This is a genomic window from Bacillus kalamii (assembly GCF_047238185.1).
In the GTDB taxonomy this organism is placed as follows: Bacteria; Bacillota; Bacilli; order Bacillales; family DSM-1321; genus Bacillus_AD.
In genome coordinates this window covers 2,162,185-2,184,336 of sequence record NZ_JBDFMI010000001.1, presented here as the reverse complement: position 1 = coordinate 2,184,336, position 22,152 = coordinate 2,162,185, and the positions used below count along the sequence as shown (strand labels likewise).

Genomic DNA, 22,152 nt, shown 5'->3' with positions numbered 1-22,152 from the left:
GGAGATGAGAGAAATGAAGGGCTTTGAATACTTGCAAAAAGAATTGGATGAAATGAAAGAAGCGGGAACATACAGGGAATTGGTTCCAATCGAAACACAGCAAGGTTCCACAATAAAGATAGACGGAAAAGAGTATATACAATTGTCTTCCAATAATTATCTTGGTTTAACGTCCCACCCGCGTTTGCGCCAGGCAGCTTTAACTGCCGTGCAAAAATACGGCGCAGGGACAGGTTCCGTCCGCACGATCGCCGGTACTTTATCTATGCATGAAGAATTGGAGCGGAAGTTGGCCAAGTTCAAGCATACTGAAGCATCACTAGTGTTCCAGTCCGGTTTTACCACCAATCAAGGAGTGCTCTCCGCCATTCTATCGCCTGAAGACGTAGTTATTTCCGATGAATTGAATCATGCCTCCATCATTGATGGTATCCGTTTGACAAAAGCAGGGAGAAAGGTCTATAAGCATGTAGATATGGCAGATTTGGAAGAAGCGTTGAAGGAAACTCAGAACTATAGAAAAAGGCTTATTGTAACAGACGGTGTGTTCTCAATGGACGGAAATATCGCTCCTTTGCCCGCCATTGTTGAGTTGGCTGAAAAATATGACGCCTTAGTGATGGTAGATGATGCGCACGCGTCTGGCGTACTGGGTAAAAATGGACGAGGGACAGTCAATCATTTTGGGCTGGACGGCCGTGTACACATCCAGGTCGGTACTTTAAGTAAAGCAATTGGTGTTCTAGGAGGGTATGTGGCTAGCTCTAAAACGCTATGCGACTATTTAATTCAGAAGGGCCGCCCTTTCTTATTCAGCACATCCCATCCCCCTGCAGTAACAATGGCCTGCATGGAAGCAATCGATGTATTGCTGGAGGAACCCCAGTTAATCGAAAAGTTATGGGATAATACCCGATTCTTTAAAGAAGGCTTGAAACAGCTTGGCTTTGATACAGGCCACAGTGAAACCCCCATTACACCTGTTATGGTCGGGGATGCTGCGCTCTGCCACTCATTATCGGATGCTCTGAAGAGGCATGGTGTGTTTGCACAGGGAATTGCTTTTCCAACGGTTGCTAAAGGGCAGGCAAGAATACGGACGATTGTGACAGCGGAACATTCTATGGAAGAGCTCCAGGCCGCCCTTGATGCATTCGGCCAGGCGGGCAAAGAGTTGAATATTCTGAAGTAATCCATCTATTATGCGTTCGATGGCTCGCCCCCTCTTTCTCTGAGGGGGTTTTTAACCGTGCAGCCCAGGGTTGCATGTATTGTTAAATACTCTCAAAACCTTTATACTAGTGTAATGTGTAAACTGTTTTATGAAAATGACAGTATTTATATAGATGATGGATTTGCCCGGAACCAGCTACAAATTGTATAGAAAGGAGATTGTGCAATGAACGAAAATCAGCGCAAAGAATCTCAATTATTGACACAGGAAAGCAAATCAAATGCGAAACAAGAAAAGGACTATAGCAAATATTTCGAGAAAGTGTACGAAGCTCCTTCTTTAAAGGAAGCGAAAAAAAGAGGAAAAGAAGCGGTGCAATATCACAGTGACTTCACTATTCCCGAAGAATTCAAGAATATGGGCAAGGGCCGTAAATTCATGATCCGCACTTACGGGTGCCAGATGAATGAACATGATACAGAGGTTATGGCTGGCATCTTTATGGCATTGGGATATGAATCGACAAGCGATGTAAACGAAGCCAACGTTATACTCTTAAATACGTGTGCAATCCGTGAAAATGCAGAAAACAAAGTGTTTGGGGAGCTGGGTCATCTGAAGCCCCTTAAACTCGAAAAGCCGGATCTGTTAATCGGTGTATGCGGTTGTATGTCGCAGGAGGAATCTGTAGTTAACCGCATCCTGAAAAAGCATCAATTCGTAGATATGATTTTTGGAACCCATAATATTCACAGATTGCCTAATATTCTCCACGAGGCTTATATGTCCAAGGAAATGGTTATTGAGGTCTGGTCCAAAGAGGGAGATGTCATTGAGAATCTTCCGAAGGTCCGCAAAGGCAAAATCAAAGCGTGGGTCAATATAATGTATGGCTGCGATAAATTCTGTACGTATTGCATTGTGCCATTTACACGAGGTAAAGAGCGGAGCAGGCATCCAAAAGAAATTATTGATGAAGTCCGTCATCTTGCAGCCCAAGGATATCAGGAAGTTACCCTTCTGGGTCAAAATGTGAATGCCTACGGCAAGGATTTTGAAGATATGGATTATCGGCTAGGGGATTTGATGGATGAAATCCGCAAAATCGATATTCCGAGGATCCGTTTCACAACAAGCCATCCGCGCGATTTCGACGATCACTTGATTGAAGTGCTGGCCAAAGGCGGAAACCTTGTTGACCATATCCATTTGCCGGTCCAATCAGGCAGTTCGCCCATTTTGAAAATCATGGCGCGAAAATATAACCGCGAGCAGTATCTTGAATTGGTTGATAAAATACGGGCAGCCATTCCGAACTTGTCTCTTACTACTGATCTTATTGTAGGTTACCCAAACGAAACAGAAGAACAATTTGAAGAAACCCTTTCCTTATATCGCCAAGTAGGGTATGATGCAGCATATACGTACATTTACTCACCACGTGAAGGAACACCGGCCGCTAAAATGAAAGACAATGTCCCGATGAGCGTGAAGAGAGAACGTCTTCAACGCCTGAATGCACTTGTCAATGAAATTAGTGCGGAAAAAATGAAGGCGTATCTTGGCCAAACTGTTGAAGTGCTGGTTGAGGGTGAAAGTAAGAAAAATCCGGATGTCTTGGCCGGTTATACAACGAAAAGCAAGCTGGTTAATTTCATCGGCCCTAAATCCGCAATCGGCACAATCGTCAAAGTGAAAATCACGGACACGAAAACATGGTCACTAAACGGAGAAATGGTGGAAGAAACTGTAGAGGTGAGATAATAGTGGCGATTTATACGAAGGATGATCTAATCAAGAAGGCGGAAGAACTTGCAAAAATGATTGCAGACACAGAAGAAGTTGATTTCTTTAAACGTGCGGAAGCTCAAATCCATGAGAATAAAAAGGTGGCTGAATTGATCGCCAGCCTGAAAAATCTTCAAAAGCAATCAATTAATTTTGAGCATTATGGCAAAGAACGTGCTTATAATCAGGTGAAAGAAAAAATCAATGCAATTGAAGCTGAAATTGATAGCATTCCTGTTGTCCAAGAATTCAAAGAGTCTCAAGGAGATGTCAATGAATTGCTGCAAATGGTATCTTCAGCTATATCCAATAAAGTAACAGACCTCATCATAGAATCAACCGATGGCGATCTATTGCGCGGCGAGACGGGTTCGCAAGTCCGTAATAGCCAACATACAAGCTGTTCTTAATATGCAAACAGGCCTATCAGATATGATGGGCCTGTTTTATTATATAAGAAGGTTCATCCATAGATAAAAAAGGAAAACAGGAGTGGAATCATGTCCATATTCGAAGAGTACAATCGGCATGCAGACCAGGAAAAAGCGATTCAAATGTCTGCCTATATGAAAAACCGGTTTACCTTCCTCGGCATTCCGAAGCCAGAAAGGAAAAAAGTGAGCGCTTCATTGCTTAAAGAGAAAAAAGCGCATACATGCATTGATTGGCCATTTGTGAAAGAATGCTATGATCAGGAATTTAGAGAAATTCATTATTTGGCTGTAGACCATATTCTTTCAATGAAACCATACCTTACAGTAGATGATTTCGAGAAGCTGAAGTGGTGCATCCTGACCCATTCGTGGTGGGATTCCGTGGACGCCCTCAGTGGAGCAATCGGTGAATTGTTCCGCAATCATATTGATATTCAGGAAAAAGTGAAAATATGGGCAACCAGTGACCATATGTGGCTTAGGAGAGCTTCAATCATTTGCCAGCTGCGCAGCAAAGAGGGGACAAATGAGGAATTCCTGTGCTATGCAATTGAGCAAAACGCAGCTGATCAGGAGTTTTTCATCAGAAAAGCGATCGGCTGGGCATTGAGGGAATATTCAAAAACGAATCCTGATTGGGTAAAGAAGGCGCTGGCCACCTATTCTTTTTCACCTTTAACCGTCCGGGAAGCGAGTAAATACCTCTGAATGGACGGCTCCTCTTTCAGTTGTGTAAAAGACTTTCAATTGGATAAGCACAATACCTGATTGCAGGCATAGAATGAATTATAAAAAATGCCTATACCATCTGTTGAAATAAATTCTTTCACACTAGTCTTTTAACACGCATAGGATGAAATGAAACTGAATGAGGAGGGTTCGCTGCATGTCACATTATAGAGAGATTATAACGAAGGCAGTGGTCGCAAAAGGACGCAAATTCACGAAGTCCAATGAAACTATCTGTCCTGAACATCAACCTTCTAGCATTCTTGGTTGTTGGATCATAAACCATCATTATACAGCGAAAAAAGTTGGGAAAACGGTTCATATCAACGGCAGTTTTGATGTAAGCATCTGGTATTCGTATAATAAAAATACGAAAACAGCTGTAAAAACAGAAAAAGTCCAATATACAGACGTTGTGAAGCTGCGATATAGAGATCCCGATTGTCATGATGACCGCGAAATTATTGTAAAAGTGGTACAACAGCCAAACTGCATAGAGGCTTGCATTACACCTTGCGGGCACAAGGTGGAAGTGGAAGTAGAGAGGGAATTCTTTGTGGAAGTCATTGGAGAAACGAAGATATGTGTAGCAGTCAGCTCTGATTGTGCATGTGAGGATGATGACTGGTTCAATGACGTTGACGATGATGAGTTCGATGAAATCAATACAGAGTTCATTGTTGATTGTGATGATGTTTAACCTTTCCGACTAGGAAGCAACCTTCCTAGTTTTTTTTGTTGCCAAAAACCGGCCAACCCATGTCTATTACCATTCTTTTATACAGAAGGGAGTAGGCTACTTATGTTATAATGAGTACTGATTCTAAAAAGAAATTGCTTGAAAGGTTTTGAAAAAAATATGGCTACATATACGCCAATGATTATGCAATATTTACAAATTAAAGCAGATTATCAGGATGCTTTCCTATTTTTCCGCTTAGGCGATTTTTATGAAATGTTTTTTGAGGACGCAATTAGGGCTTCCCAGGAACTTGAAATTACTTTAACAAGCAGAGCAGGCGGCACTGATGAAAGGATCCCTATGTGCGGGGTGCCGTTCCACTCGGCTTCTAACTATATTGATACACTGATAGAAAAAGGGTATAAGGTGGCTGTTTGTGAACAAGTTGAAGATCCCCGTGAAGTGAAAGGCATGGTTAAAAGGGAAGTTGTCCAATTAATTACTCCCGGTACGGTCATGCAGGGAAGAGGCATCGACGAAAAGGAAAATAATTATTTGAGCAGCATTACGTGTTTTGAAGATGGGACGTTCGGCTTTGCATTCGCAGATTTGTCCACAGGCGAAAATAAGGTAACGTTGCTCCCGGATGCATTCACTGATGTCATTAATGAAGTGACTGCCCTTTCTGTAAAGGAAGTGATTGTTGCTTCGGATTTTCCAGAGGAATACAAAACAGAACTTTCACAGCGTGTCAACCTTGTCTTTTCCACCGAAAACGAATGCGATATAGAAGACGGTTTTTCCTCTGTTTTGGATGATTTGAATCAAGACAAGCTGATCACCACCACATGCAGGCTGATGAGATACTTATTTAAAACACAGAAAAGAAGCCTTGACCATCTCCAAAAAACGGCGACATATGAAACGAATGCCTATCTGAAGATTGATTACCACAGCAAACGGAACCTTGAACTGACGGAAACCATTCGGTCAAAAAGCAAGCATGGCTCTCTTTTATGGCTTCTGGATGAAACAAAAACATCCATGGGTGCGAGAATGCTGAAGCAATGGGTGGACCGGCCTTTGCTGTCTGTGGAGAAAATCGAGAAAAGGCAAGAACTTGTACAGTTGCTTCTTGATCATTATTTTCCAAGGGAAGAACTGCGGGAAACATTGAAGCAGGTGTATGATCTCGAACGGCTTTCAGGGAGAGTGGCATTTGGAAATGTGAACGCCAGGGATTTGATTGCATTGAAAAAATCATTGCAGCAAGTGCCTGATGTTGTTTCGATTTTAGGGAACATCCAAGACCCTGCCCTCAATGAATATTTGTCAAACCTTGATCCGTGTGAAGAAGTGTCCGATTTATTAGAGGAGGCATTGGTTGAAAATCCTCCTTTATCCATCAAGGAAGGCAATATGATCAAGGAAGGCTATGATCAGGCGCTTGACCAATATCGTGATGCCAGTGTAAACGGAAAGAGCTGGATTGCTGCACTTGAAAAGCAGGAGCGGGAAAAAACGGGGATAAAATCGCTGAAAGTCGGCTTTAACCGAGTTTTCGGCTATTATATCGAAGTGACAAAAGCAAACGTACACCTTTTGAAGGATGGGCAGTATGACCGCAAGCAGACGTTAGCCAATGCGGAGAGGTATATTACCCCTGAGCTGAAAGAAAAAGAATCTTTGATACTCGAAGCGGAAGAGAAAATGATCGATTTGGAATACAGCATATTCAGCTCTATCCGTGAAGAAGTGAAAACATATATTCCAAGACTGCAATCATTGGCAAAGCTACTAAGTGAGTTGGATGTGCTGCAATGTTTTGCGACTGTGAGCGAGAATCGCCATTACGCGAAACCGGTATTCAGCAAGGACCGTAAAATCGCCATTGTCGATGGCCGCCATCCAGTCGTTGAAAAAGTCATGCAAAAGCAGCAATATGTACCGAATGATTGTTTTATGAATAAAGAGAGAGAAATGCTTTTGATCACAGGTCCGAATATGTCGGGTAAAAGCACTTATATGAGGCAGGTAGCTCTAATGGCAGTACTTGCGCAAATTGGCTGTTTTGTACCGGCTGAAAAAGCCGAGCTTCCGATTTTTGACCAAATCTTTACGCGCATTGGTGCTGCAGATGATCTGATTTCTGGCCAAAGTACCTTTATGGTTGAAATGCTTGAAGCAAAGCATGCAATCGCCCATGCGACGCAGAATAGTTTGATCTTGTTTGATGAAATAGGCCGGGGAACCTCGACGTATGACGGAATGGCGTTGGCTCAAGCCATAATTGAACATATTCACAGCAGCATCGGTGCCAAGACCTTATTTTCAACTCATTACCATGAATTGACATCATTGGATGAGACACTTCCACATTTGGAAAATGTCCATGTGTCGGCCGTGGAACAAAACGGTGCTGTTGTGTTTCTCCATAAAATCAAGGAAGGTGCAGCAGACAAAAGTTATGGTATCCATGTTGCACAATTGGCGGGACTGCCGCAGCCTCTTATTGCGCGTGCAAATGAACTGCTTCAGCAATTCGAGGGAAATCCCGAGAATGCAGTGCAGGTAAAAGCACCTATTGCTGACAGGGTAAAAGAAGATATACAAGAAAAGAAAGAAGCGGAAGAAGGCCAGCTTTCCTTTTTTGAAAGCGGCCACGCAGAAAGTGATGGAAAAGGCAAATTGAATCAGCGTGAGCAAGCATGCCTGTCGAAGCTAAAGTCTCTCAATCTATTGGAGATGACTCCCCTTGATGCCATGAATGCACTATACGATCTGCAAAAGAAAGCGAAAAAAGCATAATAAACAGAACAAAGGAAGGAGGGGGACCTATTGGCGAAAATTGTTCAACTAAGCGATGCCTTGTCCAATATGATTGCTGCGGGTGAAGTGGTGGAACGTCCCGCCTCCGTTGTGAAAGAATTGACAGAAAACAGCATTGATGCGAATAGTACGATCATTGAAATAGAGGTGGAAGAAGCCGGGCTTCAAACCATCAGAATCATTGATAACGGAGATGGCATCGAGCGCGAAGATGTAATAAAGGCATTCGACCGCCATGCTACAAGCAAAATTAAGAACGAACAGGATTTGTTCAGAATCCATACTCTTGGGTTTCGGGGAGAGGCTCTTCCAAGTATCGCTTCTGTAAGCAGGCTGGATATCCAAACATCGACAGGGGATGGGCCTGGTACCCGAATTCAGCTTGAAGGAGGTAAAGTGATTGAGCAAACTTCATCTTCTGCCAGAAAAGGAACTGAAATCACTGTCTCCGATCTGTTCTTCAATACGCCGGCCCGGCTGAAATATGTGAAGACCATCCATACAGAGCTCGGTAATATTTCTGATGTGGTCAATCGTTTGGCATTGGCGCATCCATCCATTTCGTTTTCCTTATCGCATAATGGCAAGAAGATTCTCCAAACGAATGGAAACGGTGATGTACGCGCTGTGCTGGCGGCCATTTATGGTTTTAATTTGGCGAAGAAAATGATTCCTGTCCAGGCGGATTCGCTCGATTTTTCAATGAAGGGCTATATTTCGTATCCCGAAAGCACTAGAGCTTCACGAAACTATATTTCGATTATGATTAACGGTCGATATATAAAGAATTATTTATTGACGAAAGCAATTGTGGATGGTTATCATACACTTTTGCCGATTGGGCGTTACCCGATTGTATTGCTTGATATCCAAATGGATCCAATCCTTGTCGATGTCAATGTCCATCCAGCGAAGCTAGAAGTCCGCCTCAGCAAAGAGCATGAATTGATGGAGTTGATTACTTCAACCATTATCCGGGAATTTAAGAAAAAAGTATTGATACCTTCCAATGAAGCTGAAAAGAAAGCCAAGCAGCCAAAATCGGAACAAGTGTCCTTTACACTTGAGCATAGACAGCAGCAAGCAATTCGCGAAGTGCCTAAATATGTTCCGCCACAGCCAGAGTATACCGGAACGATTGCGGAATCTGTGGACACGGAGGATGGACTACCCCTTAACAGCCAGCCTTTTCGGGATTCGAGGGAGGGTGCGGGGGACAGCAGTCAAAAGGTGCCGCAGTCCGAAGCCGTATTTGGCGTATCGGAGAATGAAACAAACGATACGTACGAAGAAGATAGTTGCGACTGCCAGGAGGAAAATGATACGTTCGAAGAGACGATAGAAGAAGTCAAACAAGAGAGCCGCATTCCTACACTCTATCCGATTGGCCAGTTGCATGGGACATATATCCTTGCCCAAAATGAAAAAGGGCTGTACATGATTGATCAGCATGCTGCCCAAGAGCGGATAAAATATGAATTCTTTCGGGAAAAGGTCGGTGAAATCAGCAATGATCTCCAGGATCTGCTTGTTCCGATCACTCTTCAATATTCACCCGATGAGACAATTAAAATCCAGGAGAATCTCCACTTATTGCAAGAAGTGGGCATCATGCTTGAGGAATTCGGGCACAACTCCTTCATAGTCCGTTCCCATCCACAATGGTTCCCAAGCGGGGATGAACAGGCAATGATGGAAAGCATCATTGATCAATTGCTTGATATGAAAAAAGTGGATGTTAAGAAGCTTCGGGAGGAAGCGGCGATCTTGATGAGCTGTAAGGCTTCTATTAAAGCAAATCATCACCTTCGGAATGATGAAATCATTTCATTGTTGGACCAGCTTCGAAATAGTTCGGATCCATTCACTTGCCCGCATGGACGGCCTATTATTATTCATTATTCAACATATGATATCGAAAAAATGTTTAAACGGATCATGTGAAAAGCGTGCAGTCCATTCCTTTATTCAAGGGGGGACTGCACGCTTTTAATCGATAAGGCCATGTTTTTTGATGGATACATCGACCTCTGCTTTGATATCGGCATCTTTATAGGCTCCGTTTTTCCATTTAAGGCGTTTGAAATGATCATTCTCAAATGAATGCAGATGCTGGGCCACACCGAGGCCGTCGCTGTCGGCTTTCTGAAGAGTTTTTATTATTTTATTCGCTTTCTTTGTCAGTTCTTTATTGATTCTTTTTGTAAGGAACTGATCTTTTTTCTCCACATTGAATGTCGGCGATTCAATGACTTCTACATCTAAATGCAGCTTTATTTTTCCTGCTACTTTTCCGTTTTTTATATGAATATCCATATTTCTCTTTGATTTCAGTACAGTGATCGATACATAATTATCAATTTCAGGTTTTTTCTTATTGACTGTTTTTACAATTATATTCGGCTGATATTTACTTCTGGTTTTATTCATTAGATTGAATAATACACTTTCCGTGGCATTTAAATGTTTTCCGCTATATTTGTCACCATTCATAATGGCCAGTCCGGTAAGGATGGGTGTTTTATCCTTAGACTTAGTGAAATAGGGAACAAGAACATCAAACCTTTTATCTCGGTATATACTGGAAGCTTTCAATATGTTTACATGAGGAACAAGGCCGTCGCTCACATGCGATTTAATGACTTCTTCAAAATAGTCACCAGGAATGCGTTCATTCGGTATTGAATCCGATATATAGGATTTGGCCTCCCCTTCTACAACTGAAAGAAATGGATTTACCGGATTATAAGGCGCTCTTACAAAAATATCTAAATATGGGAAAATGCCGTCCTCTTTTGCGATTTTTTCTCCAAACATGACTACTTTAATTTTGGAAGTATCCATCGTCTCGACCACTTTGTCATTCACTGTTAATGAGAGATCGCGAATAGTGTGCCCTTCAACTGTAGTTATGATCCCTGATTTGGGATAGATTGGAGTTGCAGGTGTACCATATGTGCCGATAAGTTTACCGTCTTTTTTATCAAATCCTACTGAAAGTGCGAAGCTTGTATCTTTAATTAATTTTTGATCCCAGCAACCTGACATAGTGATCAGAAGGATGATGAGCAGCATGCAACTAATTTTCTTATGTTTCATTGGCAGTCATTCCTTTATGTTTTACTCTCTTCACCAAGATAAGAAGGGCTGTCAATAGTGGAACCAAAATAATAACAAAGTAGGAGTAGTATTCCTTTAATTCGTTGAATACTTTGAAAAATTCTTCTGTTGCGAAAGTATTTGCCAATACGGCGCAAAGAAAAATAAATAAGGAAACGGCCTTTAAATAATAGTTGTGGTGATCTTTGTTGCGTAGCTTGCTCAGCCCCAAACATCCGACAAAAAGAAAACAAATATACGAGGTGGTCATCAAGAGAGACCAGGCTGCAATAAAGAATACCTCAATGCGTTCGAGAACCGTGAAATGCATCGGGACAATAAAGTAAATGACTGCATTCACAACGTTTTTGGCCGCATTGGGAAAGTATAAATAGACTAAAACAGTCGTTAGCAGATAAAGGGAGCAGACGAGCCAGACACTGATGTTCGCAAGCTTCAATAATGATTTTTTACTCTTTTTAGCAGGCTGGACAAAGGGGTGGATGAATAGGAAAATCTCAAATCCTGCGAATGCTGTAAATCCATCTTTGGAGGCTTTGAAAATATCCCATGTACTTGCTTCACCTATAGGGAGTATATAATGGTAATTTAACTCATTTATGTCCCAGAACATAAAATAGAGCATAGTTACTATAACGACAATTGAAACAGTCAAGAAACGCCCAATTGTCAATAAATCTCCTGCCAGGATATAGTATCCTATAAATATCAAGAGCAAAATGATAAACCAAAAAGGTGTCTTATAATAATTCCATAATTTCAAGATCGTTGTGCATTGATACGCATAATGAATGCTGTACATAATATAGTAGGCCACAATCAGGATATTCAGGCATTTGCCGATCGTAGAACCGAATACCTCGACGGTTATATCGAAAAAAGTAGAATTCGGATACTGTTTAATAATGAAATAAAAAAGAAGCAATAATAGCTGCGCATATATGCCTGCTAAAATAATGGAAATCCAACCATCGTGGTCAGCAGTTTTACCAAGTATATGAGGTAGCCCAAGAATGGTAAGCCCTACCTGTGAATGAATCATAAAGAAAAAAAATTGGGATTTTGACAATTGGTCAGAAGGTAAAAAATCTTTCTCGTTCATTTCTTTTTCCACCACCTAGAAAAGCGTTCGCGCACTTTATTTTTGGTTAACGTTTCAGAAGGGCGCGTATTCATCATAAAGATGGGCGCTCGAATGATTGTATCCTTTAGGTCCTTCCATCTCAAAGGTGCAAAAGGTGTCAAGTAAGGAACGCCGAATGGTCGTAATTTACATAGATGGCCCAGAAGCAATACAATCCCAACCATAATTCCGTAAAGGCCTAGTAAAGAGGCAATAAACATAAAAGGGAACCGCAGAATACGGACGGTTGAACTCATTTCGGGACTAGGGATAACAAAAGAAGAAATGGCGGTTAAGGCTACTACCACTACCATTAAGTTTGAAACTAATCCAGCCTTTACAATAGCATCGCCAATCACCAACCCACCGACAATACCGATTGTAGGGCCGATTTTGGTTGGCAGGCGCAAGGTGGCTTCCCGGATAAGTTCGATGAAAATCTCAACAATTACCGCTTCGATTAAAGGGTTGTATGGAATGTTATTCACCGATTTTTTGACAACGAAAATCATGCTCTGTGGAATCACTTCATAATGAAAGCCTATAATGGCAATATAAAAAGCTGGCAATAGGATAGCAGTGAAAAATGAAGTGAATCGGATAAATCTATTGAATGTTGAAATCATGACCCGAAGATTGTAGTCATCGGGTGACTGGAAAAACGATGCAAAGGTGACAGGCAGAATAGAAGCACACGGATTGCCGTCCAATAATAGCACGATCCTGCCTTCCATAAGGCTTCCTACAGTACGGTCGATTCGTTCGGTTGTCAACGTTTGCGAGAACGGCGTAAGGGTATAATCCTCAATAAAGGATTCCATCACCGATAGGCTGAATACGGAATCGATGTCGATGCTTTTAATTCTTTCTTCGACCATCTTAATTAGGTCGGCATTAGCGACGTTATTTAAGAATAATATTGCAGCCGTTTTTTCTGCCTCTTTCCCCACTTTGAGCTGTTTGACAGTAAAATTGGGAGAAACAAGCGCCTTACGTATCATAAACAGATTTGTTTGTAAGGATTCCACATAGCCTTCGTGGGATCCTCTGACGACATTTTCTGAAGTTGGAATCGAAACTTGCCGCCCATCTGGCCGCAAAGCCATAAACGCATACGGGGTTTCAGATCCTTCGAAAAGCAACAAGGCGAATCCTGTTAATAAATGTGTAATTACTTCTGATGGAAGGTTTTCCCCTTCTATTTTTTCTAAAGTGAAGTTTGGCGATTCATCTAAAGGATATTGGCTGTTCAGTAAATCATCTAATACTGTCTGGATAACATTATTATCTGCCAGGCTATACAAATAGATGAGCTTTGCCTGTTTATCTTGCAGGTTCAAATCTCTTGTGAGTATATCATCGCTATTATTTATGGCTTTTTTTATTTCCTCTACGTTTTTATTGAGATTATCTGTTATTTCGAATGTTACTTTATCAATTTCTGTAGTAGGTTTTATTTCTTGCTTTATTTCTTGCTGTTTTTTCTTTTTGAAGAATGGGAACTGCATCTATATCACCTGCTTTGTTTTATATGACTGATTGTTAGTATGCGGGTTTAATGGAAAAATATTAATTCTTTTTAAGTTTTAAATAAGAATGATATGGGAATAACTTAATTGGTGATTTCTATTTTTAAAAAGAATAGATATTATAGAATCCACGGATAACTTAACTTCTTGCGGCCATCTTGTGATACTATATAAGCAAATAGAATTAAGGCAGTTGAAAAGAATGAGGAAACAAAAACTAGTTTGTATTATGGGGCCGACAGCAGTCGGAAAAACCCGATTAAGCGTCGATGTGGCAAAAGCCTTTTCAGGTGAAATCATCAGTGGCGATTCCATGCAGGTGTACCGGGGAATGGATATTGGCACAGCCAAAATTACGAATGAAGAAATGGAAGGGATCCCCCACCATTTAATCGACATAAAAAATCCCGATGAACCTTTCAATGTGGCCCAATTCCAGGAACTTGTCACTGCTGCAATCGAGGATATTTCTTCGAGGGGGCATGTACCGATTATTGCAGGTGGAACCGGCTTATACATAGAAGCAGTATTACAAAACTATTCTTTTTCAGAATCGGTTAGCGATCCGGCTTATAGGAGCGAGCTTGAATCAATAGCCCGTAAGGACGGCGTTAAGAAAGTGCATCAAATGTTGGCTGAAATCGATTCAGAAAGCGCGCACGCTATTCATCCGAATAATACGAGAAGAGTAATCCGCGCTCTGGAGATTTACCATTGTACAGGTGAAAAAATGAGCGACCAGCAACAGAAAGAGAATAAGGAATATGTGTATGATGCGGCTCTCATCGGCTTAAATATTGACCGTGAGACATTATACGAACGAATAGATAAACGTGTTGACCTGATGCTTGAAGCCGGTTTGCTAAATGAAGTAAAAGGGCTGTACGAGCGGGGCTTTAGGGATTGCCAATCCATCCAGGCAATCGGATATAAGGAACTGTACGCATACTTTGACGGTTTGGTTTCGTATGAAGATGCCGTTCAGCAGCTGAAGCAAAATTCAAGGCGGTATGCCAAAAGGCAATTAACGTGGTTCCGGAATAAAATGGATCTCGAGTGGTTTAAGATGGATGATGAACCGTATCCAAAAAAAGTTCATGAAATACTCGCTTACGTTGAAGGAAAGTTGTCAATAGAGGCGAATTATAAACAATAGAGTATAATGAGGAGGATCTGTTGCAATGAAAACATCTGTTAATATCCAAGATCAATTTCTGAATCAATTACGAAAAGAAGGGACATATGTGACTGTATTTCTTTTGAATGGCTTTCAAATCAGAGGGCAAATCAAAGGATTTGATAACTTTACCGTATTGTTTGAGAGTGAAGGAAAACAGCAGCTTGTATTTAAACATGCTATATCCACGTTTGCTCCACAACGTAATGTACAGATAAATTTTGAAGCATAATGAAAATTTGGTCTACAATGAAATAATGAAAGAAAGTGAAAGCAGACATTCCAGTCTGCTTTTTTCTTTATTTCGAATCGCCTTGTGAGGGAGCGGACAACGAACGGATCAATAAGAGAAAGCTGTGTGCCATATAGGACAGAGCCGGCTTTTAAATCGGGGCATCCTGGTCATAAAACGAAAAGCAGGTGCATAAAATGGGTAAGAAGCAGTGCAGAACCATACATGACCGGCTGTTATTTCTTGGGAAAGCGCAGAAATAGACAAAAAACAAATTGGATAGCTGAAAGTTGTCAATAATGCGCGCTTTGTGCCAATAATCGGTCAGGTTCGGCACCGTTCCCCAAGGCTGTAACCTATGAAATCGTAAATGCTGTCGAAAGATTGTATAAAAAGTTCATGTACAGTTGGACATAGATCGGGAAATGGAGAAGAACAGTGGTGATTGAGGGGTGTATGAATGTGAGCGACTCAATGAAAGGGAGAAATAATGCCCAAATAAATATAGTCATTTCCAATCAAAAACGTAGAAGCATAACGAAGGAGCCTCCTTTGCTTGAAAAGGTGTCCCATGAAATTCCGGACCACCATCAAGAATTGAAGCAAATTGAAAAAGAAATGGATGCCCTGGTCGGAATGGAAGAAATGAAAAAAATTATAAAGCAAATATATGCCTGGATTTATGTCAATAAAAAGAGAGAAGAAAAAGGGCTTAAATCGGAAAAGCAAGCATTACATATGATGTTCAGGGGAAATCCCGGGACGGGAAAAACGACAGTGGCAAGGTTGATCGGCAAGCTTTTCCTGAAAATGAATGTATTGACAAAAGGGCATTTAATCGAAGCGGAACGGGCGGATCTTGTGGGTGAATATATCGGCCATACCGCCCAAAAGACGAGGGACCTTGTCAAAAAAGCAATTGGCGGCATTTTATTTATTGATGAAGCCTATTCTTTAGGGCGTGGGGGTGAAAAAGATTTCGGCAAGGAAGCAATTGATACATTGGTAAAGCATATGGAGGACCGGCATCAGGAATTCATTTTGATACTGGCTGGTTATTCAAGCGAAATGCTCGATTTCTTGACGCTGAATCCAGGGTTGCATTCCCGTTTTCCGATTGTAGTGGATTTTCCGGATTATACAGTGGAGCAATTGATGGAGATAGCGGCAATCATGCTGGAAAATAAGCAGTATCAGTTCAGTGCAGAAGCTGAAAAACAATTTGAACAGCATTTAATCCATTTGAAGAATAGCTGGAGTCCTATCAGTTTTTCAAATGGCCGCTATATTCGCAATGCGATTGAAAAATCAATCCGTTCCCAAGCGATGAGACTCCTCATTAATGATATGTATGATAAAAGAGAACTGCAGACAATCCGTTCGCAGGATCTGCAGCTAGATGTGGAATAGGGGACAGAGGTCTCCTTTTTTTTGCGGGGAAATAAATTTCCGGTACAGAGATGAATTCCTGACTCTAACGGTGTACAATAAAATAGGTTAACAACATGTGATTGAGAGAGAAGGAGTTACATTATGTATCAAGATTTAACTTATGGATCAAAGCTACAGCCGCTTAGTGAAGCGATAGAACAAAAATTGGCGCCTTTACATAAAAAAGTGGACCATCATGTTGACCTGAATCAGTATCGGGTTTTGAAAAGTTTCCAAAATCATAAAGTCAGCGATTCCCACTTTATTCCTACTACGGGTTATGGCTATGACGATATCGGCAGAGATACACTTGAGAAAGTGTATGCGGAAGTATTTGGAGGAGAAGCAGGGTTGGTGCGCCCCCAAATTATTTCCGGAACGCATGCTATTTCTACAGCCTTGTTCGGTGTTCTCCGTCCGGGTGATGAATTAATCTATATAACGGGAAAGCCGTATGATACTCTGGAAGAAATTGTGGGCATCCGCGGAAGCGGTAAAGGATCTTTGAAAGAGTATAAGATTGATTACCGTTCGATCGATTTGACTGAAGAGGGCAAAGTAGATTTTGGAGCAGTGGAAAAAGCGATTTCACCCAAGACAAAGATGATCGGCATTCAGCGTTCGAAAGGATATGCTTCCCGCCCTTCGTATACAATTGCAGAAATCAAGGAAATGATCGAATTCGTGAAAGGCATCAAGCACGATGTGGTCGTCTTCGTAGATAATTGCTACGGGGAATTTGTGGAATGCGCTGAACCCTGCCATGTAGGAGCAGATCTAATGGCAGGTTCATTAATAAAGAATCCTGGCGGCGGCCTGGCTAAAACGGGAGGATATATCGTCGGTAAGGAAGACCTTGTGGAACTGTGTTCTTTCCGTTTGACCTCACCTGGTATCGGTGCTGAAGCAGGAGCTTCACTTTATTCCTTGCAGGAAATGTATCAAGGCTTTTTTATGGCTCCCCACGTAGTTGGACAAGCTTTGAAAGGCGCTCAGTTTACATCTGCCATTTTAGAAGAAATCGGCATGAAGACCTTCCCGGCCTGGGATGCTGAAAGGACGGATTTAATCCAGGCGGTCCAATTTGATGACCGTGACTTAATGGTTACTTTTTGCCAAGCAATCCAGTATGCATCGCCGATCAATTCACATTTCACCCCATACCCGAACTACATGCCGGGCTATGAGGATGATGTCATCATGGCTGCTGGAACATTCATTCAGGGAGCGAGTATTGAATTGACTGCGGATGGCCCGCTTCGCCCTCCTTATATTGCTTACGTTCAAGGCGGGTTGACATACTCCCATGTGAAAATGGCCATATTGATTGCATTGGATTCTTTATTGGAGAAAGGCCATATTACGATAAAATAATGGTTTGAAAAGGAGATAGTATGGAAGAAAAAGTGGTTCTGACGGATGAACAGCAACGCTTGCTGGATAAACAAGGCTGGTTTTATGAATATGAAGAGCTGGAAAAGCCCTTCGCGAATATTTCGACGAGAGGTTTGAAGGAAAACCTGAATCATGATGATATCCAAATTGTGCTTTCTATTGGAGAAGACATGGCGCAGCTGATTTTGAATACCATTATCGATAATATCAAGGAAGGTTATAAGTACCGTGAAGGCCTTTGGAATAATGTTATTGAAGATCAAGTTATTGAATTCAAAAAAGTAAGAGACCAGGACAGAAGCATCCTAAGATTGGTTTTTCCGGATTCAAACGGTTTATTTCCGGAAGATGAGAAATGCGAAGCGCCGTTTAATGAACAATATAAAGAAGTATAATGATGAAAGCTTGTCCTCAGTAGTAAGAGGCAAGCTTTTTTGTTTATGTTTGTGACATCAGGGAATGATACAACCGTACGCCATTTTTATTGAAATGGAAATAATGAAAAAATTTTATGTTAGAAAACCTAACATTTATTTGACAGAATATCTGACATCGCATACAATGTTAACAACAATAAGTGAGGGGGAAAAGAGTTGGATAGTAAAAACATTCGTAGATCTATGCCGCTTTTTCCGATTAGTATCGTTATGAAGCTCACAGAATTGTCAGCACGTCAAATACGCTATTATGAAGAACATGGTCTAATCGCCCCGGCCCGTTCAGATGGAAATAAACGCATATTTTCATTGAACGACATCGACACACTGCTTGAGATTAAAGAAATGCTCGAGCAAGGCGTCAATATGGCGGGTATTAAAAAAGTATTTTCAATCAAAGAAGAAGCGTTTCTGCAGCAAGAGACGAAACAACAGGAGAAACCGGAATTGACGGACAGAGAACTAAGGGAATTGTTACGTGCAGATTTACTGCATAACAGCAAGAACCGTTCCATGCTGCGTCAAGGAGATATGTCAAGATTTTTTCATTAACTAATAGAGAAAGAACTCTGGGAGGAATTAATAATGGCAAAGTTTACTCGCGAAGATATTATGAGATTGGCAAAAGAAGAGAATGTTAAATACATCCGCCTTCAATTTACAGATATTCTGGGCACCATTAAAAACGTGGAAATCCCAGTCAGCCAGCTGACAAAGGCTTTAGACAATAAAATGATGTTCGACGGATCATCCATCGAAGGTTTTGTCCGCATTGAAGAATCAGATATGTATTTGTTCCCGGACTTGGATACATGGGTAATCTTCCCTTGGACATCTGAAAAAGGGAAAGTAGCCCGCTTGATCTGCGACATCTATAATACAGATGGCACCCCATTCCTTGGCGACCCTCGTAATAACCTGAAGCGCATATTGAACGAAATGAAAGAAATGGGCTTCACAAACTTCAACGTAGGCCCTGAACCTGAATTCTTCCTATTCAAGCTTGATGAAAAAGGGGAACCAACACTTGAGTTGAATGATAAAGGCGGTTATTTCGACTTGGCCCCTACAGATTTAGGGGAAAACTGCCGACGTGACATCGTGCTTGAGCTTGAAGAAATGGGTTTTGAAATCGAGGCTTCCCATCATGAAGTGGCTCCAGGCCAACACGAAATCGACTTTAAATATGCAGATGCCGTCACTGCCTGCGATTATATCCAAACATTCAAATTAGTCGTTAAAACAATTGCCCGCAAACACGGATTGCATGCGACATTCATGCCAAAACCATTGTTCGGTGTCAACGGATCAGGCATGCACTGTAACGTTTCCTTATTCAATGGCAAAGAAAATGTCTTCTACGACACAGAAGGTAATCTAGAGTTGAGCGATACAGCACGCCAATTCATCGCCGGCATCATCAAGCATGCGCCGCATTTCACTGCTGTGACAAATCCGACAGTCAACTCATACAAGCGCTTGGTTCCAGGCTACGAAGCACCTTGTTATGTAGCATGGTCTGCTAAAAACCGCTCTCCGCTCGTACGTATACCTGCATCACGCGGCCTAAGCACACGTGTTGAAGTGCGCAGCGTCGATCCAGCGGCAAATCCTTATTTGGCAGTGGCTGTATTGCTTGCAGCCGGATTGAGCGGCATTAAAGATAACCTGACTCCGCCTAAAGCAATCGACCGCAACATCTATGTCATGTCAAAAGAAGAACGCGTCGAATCAGGTATCACAGACCTGCCTGCAACCTTATATGCAGCGCTTGAAAGCCTAAAACAAGACGACGTAATCTGCTCCGCGCTTGGCGACCACTTGCTGGAACATTTCATTGAAGCGAAAGAGATTGAATGGGATATGTTCCGCACGCAGGTCCACCCATGGGAAAGAGAACAATATATGACGATGTATTGATTGAGGGAACCCTTGATACCACTGGTATTGAGGGTTTTTATTTTGGGCAATTGAGGGAGTTGTTGGCAGGATAATTTCGATGGCCAAAGTTTGGCCATCATTATTTCATTATGCTTTTCATAAGCCCTTCGAATTTAAATAGATTATCATGTTCATTTTTTTCTTATATGGGCGAATATAGTAATACTTATAAGCTGTCTGAAGGATAGTGAAGATCGTTGATGATTCAAGAAATCTTAACCCTTATTTTTGGTTTTTTCTTTAATAGTTACGCCCGTAACGGATTTTTATCTAATTTTTCAATGTGAATGCTTTTCCGTATGCGTTGTACATAGTCCCGTGTATCATTTCTACAGTCCTTTTACTGTTATTTAGCCTGAACTTGCACTGAAAGAGGAGCCAGGTTATTTCTTCTTAAAATATAAATAATTGGGCGGCTCAAAACAAAGGATACAACATAAGGTTGAATTAACATATTTATGCCATTATCTTCAGGAAACAAGAATTGTAATTTAGTTCTTTTTCACTCTCATACAGCAAACATAAACTCCTAACCAGAGTGGAAGCAACACTATTGCCCATATTGATAAACTCATAATGACAGCCCCTTTTAAATGTATATTTACATTATGTGGTATTTGAGTGGCTTAATTCACTCTTAAACAATTACTTTTTTCTATATCGGTACAGCAACGGCCCAATAATTCTTACTAAAATGAACGAAAAGCAAATAATTATGAGTACCTGAAGAATGAGATAAGCCTTAAGGTCAACAAGCATTGGAATGGAAAAAATAAATGCTGCAAAAAGTATTGATATAAGAATCTTTGAAAAAAGGGTTGCTGTTAAAACTGAACTACAGTATGGGCATTCAATATCAAAAGAATCTTTTTGTTGTAGTTTGATTTTCTTATAAATGGATATTTTATTTTTACATTTCGGACATTTCATAAGGTACGACATCCTTAATAATGAGAGTGGGTACTTTTAAACCAATCCGATAATAGGGTAGATCAACATTAAAACAGAGCTACAGCCGAGATGCTCCAAAATATGAACACAAACGAAAATGTTAGCCAAAATATGTTTCTAGATGTACTTTCTTTTGCAATTGACTTCTGATTACACCGACTAAGTTAAGACAAAAAATGATACAAAAAATGGGCATTAAATATACATCAATCACAGCAAAAAACATAGTATTTACCGCCCCTTCTACCTATAAAAAAGGTATGGATATTTATACCATTTTATCACGAGTAAATCTGCAAATTAAAGGTTTATTATCATGTTAGTCATATCTTTAAAACGTTGCATAGGATATGTAAAAGCATTGGAGGGGGTTTGAAAATGTATTATGCTCCTTTTTTCTCTACTTACCAATATCAATATCCAAATTCTATTTATTTTTATGAACCAATAAATAATATGGGACATTGGCATAATCATGCTGTTGCCAACCAATTGTTTTATCATCAGCCGATTGAAAGTGATTATAGGGAATTAAATGATTATGGAAAGCAACCATATGTGGTTAATATCAATGAGGCAACAAAACAAAACAATACCTACCGAACTGCAATATGGACTGGAGAACATTTGCAAGTAACATTGATGAGTCTTAAGATTGGGGAAGATATTGGTTTAGAAATTCATCCTAATGTTGATCAATTTTTGCGTATTGAACAAGGGCAAGGAGTAGTTCAAATGGGAAAAACTAAAAATAATTTGAACTATGTACAAAACGTTTATGATGATTTTGCGATTATGATACCTGCTGGAACATGGCATAATGTAACCAATACAGGAAATACACCGTTGAAGCTCTATTCTATATACGCCCCTAAACAACATCCATTTGGAACAGTTCATGAGACTAAAGCTGATGCTTTGGCTACCGAGCGCAGTTTTCACTCTAATAGTCCATAAAAAGGTGAAAGCCCTTACTTAATTGGAGGGGCTTTTGATTTTGAAATCTCTTTTTCTCTATAAATAACCTTAACTAATGATTGGAGGATCCAAAAAGATATAATAATACCTAAACAGATATAAGGTAAGTATTTATCTGGTAAAAGGACTGCCAGTATTATACCTATTATTGTTATAGGGATGATTATGAGTGTGATTAATTTGTAATCCATTTATTTCACAT

General features: G+C 40.8%; 18 protein-coding genes. 15 read left to right on the top strand and 3 right to left on the bottom strand.

The window, feature by feature from the left end:
- The first annotated feature begins 13 nt into the window (after nucleotides 1–13).
- The 7 genes from ABC357_RS10885 to mutL all read left to right on the top strand — a co-directional run bounded on the left by ABC357_RS10885 (nucleotide 14) and on the right by mutL (nucleotide 9,580).
- Nucleotides 14–1,192, top strand: coding sequence for a glycine C-acetyltransferase (locus ABC357_RS10885; protein ID WP_412887525.1), 1,179 nt, complete (start codon nucleotides 14–16; stop codon nucleotides 1,190–1,192).
- Nucleotides 1,193–1,399: 207 nt separating this feature from the next.
- Nucleotides 1,400–2,938, top strand: coding sequence for a tRNA (N6-isopentenyl adenosine(37)-C2)-methylthiotransferase MiaB (gene miaB / locus ABC357_RS10880; protein ID WP_412887524.1), 1,539 nt, complete (start codon nucleotides 1,400–1,402; stop codon nucleotides 2,936–2,938).
- Nucleotides 2,939–2,940: 2 nt separating this feature from the next.
- Nucleotides 2,941–3,372 carry a YlbF/YmcA family competence regulator gene (locus ABC357_RS10875; protein ID WP_412887523.1) on the top strand — a complete coding sequence of 144 codons (432 nt, stop codon included), beginning with the start codon at nucleotides 2,941–2,943 and terminating at the stop codon, nucleotides 3,370–3,372.
- A 90-nt stretch (nucleotides 3,373–3,462) separates the two neighbouring features.
- Entirely contained in the window at nucleotides 3,463–4,104 is a 642-nt protein-coding gene (locus tag ABC357_RS10870) for a DNA alkylation repair protein (RefSeq protein WP_412887522.1), read from the top strand.
- A gap of 178 nt (nucleotides 4,105–4,282) precedes the next feature.
- Entirely contained in the window at nucleotides 4,283–4,825 is a 543-nt protein-coding gene (gene cotE, locus ABC357_RS10865) for an outer spore coat protein CotE (protein WP_412887521.1), read from the top strand.
- Between the two features lie 159 nt (nucleotides 4,826–4,984).
- Nucleotides 4,985–7,615: a DNA mismatch repair protein MutS gene (gene mutS / locus ABC357_RS10860; protein ID WP_412887520.1), complete on the top strand. Its 2,631-nt coding sequence runs from the start codon at nucleotides 4,985–4,987 to the stop codon at nucleotides 7,613–7,615.
- 30 nt (nucleotides 7,616–7,645) lie between these two features.
- Entirely contained in the window at nucleotides 7,646–9,580 is a 1,935-nt protein-coding gene (gene mutL / locus ABC357_RS10855) for a DNA mismatch repair endonuclease MutL (RefSeq protein WP_412887519.1), read from the top strand.
- Nucleotides 9,581–9,625: 45 nt separating this feature from the next.
- On the opposite strand, the gene ABC357_RS10850 is transcribed toward mutL, so the two are convergent.
- From ABC357_RS10850 to ABC357_RS10840, 3 genes are read right to left on the bottom strand one after another with little or no spacing between them, the layout of a single operon-like run.
- A complete protein-coding gene (locus ABC357_RS10850) occupies nucleotides 9,626–10,735 on the bottom strand; it encodes a Ger(x)C family spore germination protein (protein ID WP_412887518.1) in 1,110 nt (369 codons plus the stop codon).
- Nucleotides 10,725–11,858 (bottom strand): GerAB/ArcD/ProY family transporter, encoded by a 1,134-nt coding sequence (locus ABC357_RS10845; protein ID WP_412887517.1) that lies wholly within the window; start codon nucleotides 11,856–11,858, stop codon nucleotides 10,725–10,727. The genes ABC357_RS10850 and ABC357_RS10845 overlap by 11 nt, the downstream gene beginning before the upstream one ends.
- Nucleotides 11,855–13,387, bottom strand: a complete 1,533-nt coding sequence (locus tag ABC357_RS10840; RefSeq protein ID WP_412887516.1) for a spore germination protein — start codon at nucleotides 13,385–13,387, stop codon at nucleotides 11,855–11,857. The genes ABC357_RS10845 and ABC357_RS10840 overlap by 4 nt, the downstream gene beginning before the upstream one ends.
- 214 nt (nucleotides 13,388–13,601) lie before the next feature.
- Between ABC357_RS10840 and miaA the strand changes: the two genes are divergently transcribed.
- From miaA to ABC357_RS10800, 8 genes are all read left to right on the top strand, one after another.
- The gene (gene miaA / locus ABC357_RS10835) at nucleotides 13,602–14,564 is read left to right on the top strand and encodes a tRNA (adenosine(37)-N6)-dimethylallyltransferase MiaA (RefSeq protein WP_412887515.1); all 963 of its coding nucleotides are present in this window, start codon (nucleotides 13,602–13,604) and stop codon (nucleotides 14,562–14,564) included.
- Between the two features lie 25 nt (nucleotides 14,565–14,589).
- A complete protein-coding gene (gene hfq / locus ABC357_RS10830; protein WP_050614864.1) occupies nucleotides 14,590–14,817 on the top strand; it encodes an RNA chaperone Hfq in 228 nt (75 codons plus the stop codon).
- A 462-nt stretch (nucleotides 14,818–15,279) separates the two neighbouring features.
- Entirely contained in the window at nucleotides 15,280–16,227 is a 948-nt protein-coding gene (gene spoVK / locus ABC357_RS10825) for a stage V sporulation protein K (RefSeq protein ID WP_412887514.1), read from the top strand.
- Between the two features lie 123 nt (nucleotides 16,228–16,350).
- Entirely contained in the window at nucleotides 16,351–17,622 is a 1,272-nt protein-coding gene (locus tag ABC357_RS10820) for a methionine gamma-lyase family protein (protein ID WP_412887513.1), read from the top strand.
- Nucleotides 17,623–17,642: 20 nt separating this feature from the next.
- A complete protein-coding gene (locus ABC357_RS10815) occupies nucleotides 17,643–18,038 on the top strand; it encodes a DUF4262 domain-containing protein (RefSeq protein WP_412887512.1) in 396 nt (131 codons plus the stop codon).
- A 225-nt stretch (nucleotides 18,039–18,263) separates the two neighbouring features.
- Nucleotides 18,264–18,632 (top strand): MerR family transcriptional regulator, encoded by a 369-nt coding sequence (locus ABC357_RS10810; RefSeq protein ID WP_412888636.1) that lies wholly within the window; start codon nucleotides 18,264–18,266, stop codon nucleotides 18,630–18,632.
- A 33-nt stretch (nucleotides 18,633–18,665) separates the two neighbouring features.
- A complete protein-coding gene (gene glnA, locus ABC357_RS10805) occupies nucleotides 18,666–20,000 on the top strand; it encodes a type I glutamate--ammonia ligase (RefSeq protein WP_412887511.1) in 1,335 nt (444 codons plus the stop codon).
- A gap of 1,350 nt (nucleotides 20,001–21,350) precedes the next feature.
- Nucleotides 21,351–21,929, top strand: coding sequence for a cupin domain-containing protein (locus ABC357_RS10800; RefSeq protein ID WP_412887510.1), 579 nt, complete (start codon nucleotides 21,351–21,353; stop codon nucleotides 21,927–21,929).
- The last annotated feature ends 223 nt before the right edge of the window (nucleotides 21,930–22,152 follow it).